The organism is Bradyrhizobium sp. 18BD, from assembly GCF_054185225.1.
This window is the reverse complement of record NZ_JAVAYL010000033.1, coordinates 59968-66378: the sequence shown is the minus strand read 5'-3', so window position 1 is coordinate 66378 and position 6411 is coordinate 59968. Positions and strand designations below refer to the sequence as shown.

Sequence of the window (6411 nt, the reverse complement as noted above, 5' to 3'; positions counted from 1 at the left end):
GACAATCGCCGAAACGCCTTCCTGAGCTTGCCCATACGACTCCCTCCGTCTCGTGGGAGTCGTTCTCAGAATCCATCTTGCAAAACAACGCAATAGAGGCCGCAATTCCATATGCGATTCCCCTGCCCGCAAGGGGGGAGGGAACGCACCTCCGTCGGCGCGCTAGGCGAGTCTCTTCCCTCAGGCGTTACCGCTGGCGCGGGTCGAGCGCGTCGCGGAGGCCGTCGCCGAGCAGGTTCAGCGACAGCACTACGAGGAAGATGGCAAGGCCCGGCCAGATCGCCATCCACGGCGCCTGCGTCAGGAAGCGCTGCGCCGCGTTGAGCATGCTGCCCCAGGACGGCGCCGGCGGCTGCTGACCGAGGCCGAGGAAGGACAGCGCGGCCTCGGCGATGATCGCGGCGGCAATGGACAGCGTCGCCTGCACCAGCAGCGCCGGCAGGATGTTCGGCAATATGTGCGAGAACGCGATCCGCCAGCCGGGGTTGCCGAGGGCGCGGGCGGCCTCGACATAGTCCTCGGCCTTGACGCTCAGCACCTGCCCGCGCGTGAGGCGGATGAAGATCGGGGTGGCCGAGATGCCGATCGCGATCATGGCGTTGCCGAGACTCGGGCCGAGGAACGCGGCGAGCGCGATCGCCAGGATCAGGAACGGGCAGGCCAGCATCGCATCGGTGATCCGGCTGATCAGTGCATCGGTGAAGCCGCCGCGATAGCCGGCAAGCAGGCCGAGAGGAACGCCGACGCCGAGCGCGATCGCGACCGAGATCAGGCCGGCGAGCAGGGAGGCGCGTGCGCCGTAGACAACGCGGCTGAGGATGTCGCGACCGAGCTCGTCGGTACCGAACCAGTGTGCGGCGGTGGGCGGCTTGCGCACCAGGCTCCAGCTCGTCGCAATGGGATCGTAGGGCACGACGAGCGGCGCAAGGAGTGCAAGCGCGATGAACATCGTGATCACGACAAGGCCGAACACGGCGGCCTTGCGCTTGAAGAGCCGCCGCCGGGCGCGGCGGGCCGGGCTGTCGAGCTCAAAGGCTTGTGCAGTCGAGGGGGCGGCGGGCAGCGCGGCGTCGGTCATGGCTCTAGCCTCGCAGCCGCGGATTGACGAGGATATAGGCGACGTCGGCCACGAGGTTCAGCGTGATGTAGACCGTGGCCGTCACCAGCACCACGCCCTGCACCACGGCGTAGTCGCGATTGAACACGGCGTCCACGATCAGCTTGCCGAAGCCGGGGATGGAGAAGATCTGCTCGGTCAGCACCGCGCCCGAGAGGAGCGTGCCGAGCTCGAGCGCGCCGAGCGTGATGATCGGCGTCAGCGCGTTGCGCATGGCGTGCTTGAGGATGACGGAGCGTTCCGACAGGCCCTTTGCGCGCGCGGTGCGGACATAGTCGCTCTCCAGCACCTGAAGCATGGCGCTGCGGGTGTGCCGCATCAGGATCGCGGAGATCGCATTGCCGAGCACGAAGGCCGGCATGATGGTGGCGGCGAGGCTGGCGCGCCAGTTCTCGGTAAGCGGCACATAGCCGGAAGCCGGCAGCCAGCCGAGCTCGATCGAGAACAGGAAGATCAGCAAAATCCCGAGCCAGAAGTTCGGCGTCGAGATGCCCCAGAGCGCGAAGAGATTGGCGCCATAGTCCCAGGCGGTTCCCTTCTTTACCGCGGAGACGATGCCGGCGGGGATGCCGATGAAGAACGCGATCAGGATCGCCATCGAGCCGAGCTGGAGCGTCACCGGCAGCTTCTGCACGATGAGCTCGCGCACCGGCATCTTGTTGCGCAGCGACTCGCCGAAATTCCCCGACAGCACGCCCTTGAGCCAGTAGGCATATTGCACGGGGATCGGCTGATCGAGCTTGTATAGCTTGCGGATCTGCTCGATCGCGGCCGGGTCGCGTTCCTCGCCGGCCATCACCAATGCGGGATCGCCCGGCAGCAATTGCTGCAGCGAGAAGATCAGCAACGACACGAAGAACAGTGTCGGCACGATCTGCGCGATCCGGCGGGCGAGGAAGTTCAGCATGGTTCGGATCGCGTCCCGGGCGCAGCCGTGGTCACTTGAACTTCAGCCCGACCACGCGGACGAGGCCGTCGGGCATCTGCCGGTAGCCGTCGAGCTTCTTGGTGTGCGCGATCAGGAGCGTGCGGTGGTAGATGTAGATGATCGGCAGATCGTCGAGCAGGATCTTGGTCAGCTTCTGGTAGATCGCCTTGCGCTCCTCGACGTTGGAGGTCGCCCGCCCGTCTTCCAGCAGCTTGTCGGCCTCGGGGTTCGAATAGACACCGTCATTCTGCGGCGCCTTGCTGCGCATGAAGATGTAGGAATTGCCGTCGGGATCGATGCGGCCGCTCCAGTTGATCTGGAAGATCTGGAACTCGCCGGCCTGGGCCTGCTTGAAGGTCGTCGCGAATTCGACCACACGGACCTTGATGTCGAATCCCGCTTCCGCGGCCATGGACTGCACGACCTGGGCGACGGCCTCGTACTCCGTCCCCTTGGGCACCATGTAGTCGACGGTCACGGGCAGGCTGACGCCGGCTTCCTTCAGTAGCGCCTTGGCCTTGGCGATATCGCGGCCCTGGATCGGGAATGACTTCTGATAGTAGGGATGCGTCGGGCTGACCCATTGATTGCCGGGTGTGAACTCGCCGTTGAAGACGACCTGGTTGATGGCCTCGCGATCGAGCGACAGGCTGAGCGCCTGGCGTACCTTCGCCGACTGGCTGAGCGGCCCCTTGGCCTTGTCGTTGCCGATGTTGATCGTGAGGCCCTGATAGCCGAGCTCCGGGGCCGTCGACAGCACGAGGCGAGGGTCGGCGCGGACGTCCTTGATGTCGGTCGCGAGCACGCGCTCGATCAGGTCGACCCCGCCGGATTTGAGGTTGGCGAGGCGCACGGTGGCATCGATGATCGGCAGGAACACGACGCGGTCGATATGGATGTTGTCCTTGTTCCAGTAGTCGGCGAACTTCTCGAACACCATGCGGTCCTGCTGGATGCGCTCGACGAATTTGTAGGGGCCGGCGCAGACCGGATGCAGCCCGAACTTGTCGCCGGCTTCCCTCGCCGCTTTCGGCGACACCATCATGCCGGAACGGTCGGTGAGCTGGGCGATCAGCGGCGAGTAGGGCGTCTTGAGCACCAGCTTGATGGTGAGGGGATCGACGACCTCGACATGGTCGACGCTGGCAAGCTCGGATTTCCGGAACGAGGTCGGCAGCGTCATGTGACGCTCGAGCGAGAACTTTGCGGCTTCCGCGTCCAGCGGCTCGCCGTCGTGGAATTTGACGTTGGGCCGGAGCTTGATCGTCATCTCCTTGCCGTCGGCCGAAGTCTCGTGGGACAGCGCGAGCTGCGGCACGATGTTGAGCTTCTCGTCGATGTCGAACAGCTTGTCGCAGAAGGCGGAGAACACGATGCGGCCGACATAGGTGCGGCCGATGCTGGGATCGAGGATGTCAGGATCCTCGGCGATGCCGATGCGCAGGGTGGTCTGGGCTTGAACTTGGGTTTGGGCTGTGCCCGCGAGCGACGTCAGCAGGGCCGACGCCAGGATCGCCAAACGCATGAAACTCATCGCTCTCAACCTCTGTTTTGCCGCCGTTAGACGGGATCGGTCCCCAAGGGACTAACCCCGCTGCCGCGCGCTGCTTCCGGGCCGCCGCTGAAGGCGGCGACCAATTTTTCCAGGACCGGCGAGAAACCGCCGTCGGACGGGACGATCGCCGCGGAGGACGGCAGTTCCGACGTTCGGTGGCAGGCTGTTGCATGTCCGATGCCATCCGGTGTGAGCTGCGGCATTTCACTGCGGCAGCGCTCGATCACATAGGGGCAGCGGGTGTGGAAGCGGCATCCGGTGGGCGGATTGAGTGCGCTCGGGATCTCCCCCTGCAGCACAATGCGGCTGCGCTTTGCCCGCGGTTTAGGCACGGGGATCGCGGACAGCAGCGCGCGGCTATAGGGATGGCGAGGTGCTGCGAACAGCTCGTCCGCCTCCGCCGTCTCGACGATCTGGCCGAGATTCATCACGGCGACATGGTCGGCGATGTGCTTGACCACGGCGAGGTCGTGCGAGACGAAGATGTAGGCGAGGCCCAGCCGGTCCTGCAGCTCGCGCAGCAGATTGAGGATCTGCGAGCGGATCGAGACGTCGAGCGCCGAGACCGGCTCGTCGCAGATGATCAGCTTCGGCTCGACCGCGAGCGCGCGGGCAATGGCGATGCGCTGGCGCTGGCCGCCGGAGAATTCGTGCGGATAGCGCCGCTCCAGCCGCGGCTCCAGCCCGACCAGCCGCAGGATGTCCGCGACCCGCTCGCGCCGCTGCGCCGGCGGGACGAGATCGTGCAGCGCCAGCGGCTCGGTCAGGATCTGGCCGACGGTCATGCGCGGATTGAGCGAGGCGTAGGGGTCCTGGAAGATGATCTGCGCCTCGCGGCGGAATTTGCGGAGCGCGTCGGCATCGAGCGCGAGGAGATCGCGGCCGTCGAACCGCACGGTGCCCGCATCGGGCTCGATCAGCCGCAGCACCAGGCGGCTGACGGTGGATTTGCCGCAGCCGGATTCACCGACCAGCGCCAGCGTCTTGCCGGCTTCGAGCGAGAAGGAAACGCCATCCACGGCTTTGACATGCGCCAGCGCCCGGCCGAACAGCGAGCGCTCGGCGACGAAATGCTTGACCAGGCCTTTGACCTCGAGCAGCGCCATCACGACACCAGCAGTTCGAGCGGCGCGCGGATGCAGCGCGAGAGGTGGCCCGGGCTGACTTCGACCAGCGGCGGCGGCGCCTTGGTGCAGGCGTCGAGCACAAAGGGGCAGCGCGCGGCGAAGCGGCAGCCGGCGGGCGGCTGCGCCATGTTCGGCACCATGCCTTCGATGGTTGCGAGCTGCTCGGCGCGGTGGTCGAGCCGCGGGATCGAGCCGAGCAGGCCGACGGTGTAGGGATGCTGCGGCGCCGAGAACAATTCGTCCACCGGCGCGCGCTCGACGATCTCGCCGGCATACATCACCGCGACCTCGTCGCAGACTTCGGCGACCACGCCGAGATCGTGGGTGATCAGGATGATCGCGGCGCCGCTCGCCGCCTTCAATTCCCGCATCAGCTCCAGGATCTGCGCCTGCAGGGTGACGTCGAGTGCGGTGGTCGGCTCGTCCGCGATCAGCAGCCGTGGATCGCAGGCCAACGCCATCGCGATCATGACGCGCTGGCGCATGCCGCCGGAGAGCTTGTGCGGATATTCGTCGATGCGCCGCTCGGGCGAGGGGATGTGGACGCGGCGCAAGAGCTCGATCGCCCGCTCGCGCGCGCTGCGGCGGGAGCCGCCGCGGTGGCGCAGGATGGTCTCGATGATCTGGTCGCCGATGGTGAAGCTCGGGTTGAGCGACGTCATCGGCTCCTGGAAGATCATCGCAAGGCGGTTGCCGCGCAGATCCCGCAGGGTCTGGTCCGGCGTCTGCAGCAGGTCAAAACCGTCGAAGCGGATCGCGCCTGAAATCTCCGCGCTTTGCTTCGGCAAGAGGCCCATGATGGCCAGCGAGGTCACGCTCTTGCCGCAGCCGGACTCGCCGACGAGGCCGAGCGTGGCGCCATTGGCGACGCTGAGATCAACGCTGTCGACCGCGTGGGTGATGCGGCCGTCGTCGCCGTGAAAGCGGATGCGCAGGTCCTTGATCTCGATGAGAGGACTTGCGCTCATGATTGTTTTGCCCGTGCCGCGGCGATGGTGGCCTCGATGACGCTGCGATCGGTGTTGCCGGACGGATTCTGCCGCGTCGGCATGGAGGGACGGAAGTGCACCCAGAGCTCCTGGCTGACACGCTCGAGCCGCTCGAGCTCGCCGAGCGGATCGGGATGATCGTCGGCACGGATGTCGAGCGCCGGCCATTCCTCCTCGCCGTGGATCAGCAGCGCGGCCGACTGCTTGCCGCGCTTGTCGCCGCCGGCGGCCTCGCCCGCCCGCATCGCCGCGAGCAGGCGGCGCGGGAAAGACAGGCTGTCATTGGCGATGTAGGTCTTCGCGGTCTCGTCGAGCACGTCGGCGCCCGCGAGCATGTTGCCGGCGATCGAAAAACCGCTGCCGGCGATGTGGCCGCACCAGTCGATGCAATCGCGCCCCGTATGCGCGGCGATCGCGCCGCTGGCGTCCATGATGTGGATCTGCCGGCTCTCGCGGCCGTCGTCGGTCGCGAGCAGGGTGGCGAGAACGTCATGGACGTTCAGGCCCTCGCGTAGCAGCTTGACGCCATCGATGCCGTAATAGGGGTTGACGAAGGCCTGGGTCGCGATCGCGCCGACGCCGGCCGCGATATAGGGCACGCGCGCGCCGACGGCGAAGAAGCGGGTCGCTACCGCAATGCCGAACTGGCCGGTGCCAGGGTCTCGCGCGATGATCGACCAGGTCATGTGCTGCCT

At 66.4% G+C, this 6411-nt stretch carries 6 protein-coding genes; all 6 read right to left on the bottom strand.

Annotation, left to right across the window (positions count from 1 at the left end; genetic code table 11):
* Positions 1 to 187: 187 nt before the first annotated feature.
* From RAD16_RS38645 to RAD16_RS38620, 6 genes are read right to left on the bottom strand one after another with little or no spacing between them, the layout of a single operon-like run.
* A complete protein-coding gene (locus RAD16_RS38645; RefSeq protein ID WP_458163109.1) occupies positions 188 to 1078 on the bottom strand; it encodes an ABC transporter permease in 891 nt (296 codons plus the stop codon).
* 4 nt (positions 1079 to 1082) lie between these two features.
* Entirely contained in the window at positions 1083 to 2024 is a 942-nt protein-coding gene (locus RAD16_RS38640) for an ABC transporter permease (protein WP_458163108.1), read from the bottom strand.
* A gap of 31 nt (positions 2025 to 2055) precedes the next feature.
* A complete protein-coding gene (locus tag RAD16_RS38635) occupies positions 2056 to 3579 on the bottom strand; it encodes an ABC transporter substrate-binding protein (RefSeq protein WP_458163107.1) in 1524 nt (507 codons plus the stop codon).
* 26 nt (positions 3580 to 3605) lie between these two features.
* Entirely contained in the window at positions 3606 to 4706 is a 1101-nt protein-coding gene (locus RAD16_RS38630) for an ABC transporter ATP-binding protein (RefSeq protein WP_458163106.1), read from the bottom strand.
* Entirely contained in the window at positions 4706 to 5695 is a 990-nt protein-coding gene (locus RAD16_RS38625; protein WP_326897018.1) for an ABC transporter ATP-binding protein, read from the bottom strand. Before RAD16_RS38625 ends, RAD16_RS38630 begins: the two co-directional genes overlap by 1 nt.
* Positions 5692 to 6402 (bottom strand): DUF1028 domain-containing protein, encoded by a 711-nt coding sequence (locus tag RAD16_RS38620; RefSeq protein WP_458163105.1) that lies wholly within the window; start codon positions 6400 to 6402, stop codon positions 5692 to 5694. The genes RAD16_RS38625 and RAD16_RS38620 overlap by 4 nt, the downstream gene beginning before the upstream one ends.
* Positions 6403 to 6411 lie beyond the last annotated feature (9 nt).

Coding starts and splice junctions, on each gene's coding strand:
- RAD16_RS38645 (WP_458163109.1), bottom strand. CDS start 1,078: ATGACCGACGCCGCGCTGCCCGCCGCCCCCTCGACTGCACAAGCCTTT.
- RAD16_RS38640 (WP_458163108.1), bottom strand. CDS start 2,024: ATGCTGAACTTCCTCGCCCGCCGGATCGCGCAGATCGTGCCGACACTG.
- RAD16_RS38635 (WP_458163107.1), bottom strand. CDS start 3,579: ATGAGTTTCATGCGTTTGGCGATCCTGGCGTCGGCCCTGCTGACGTCG.
- RAD16_RS38630 (WP_458163106.1), bottom strand. CDS start 4,706: ATGGCGCTGCTCGAGGTCAAAGGCCTGGTCAAGCATTTCGTCGCCGAG.
- RAD16_RS38625 (WP_326897018.1), bottom strand. CDS start 5,695: ATGAGCGCAAGTCCTCTCATCGAGATCAAGGACCTGCGCATCCGCTTT.
- RAD16_RS38620 (WP_458163105.1), bottom strand. CDS start 6,402: ATGACCTGGTCGATCATCGCGCGAGACCCTGGCACCGGCCAGTTCGGC.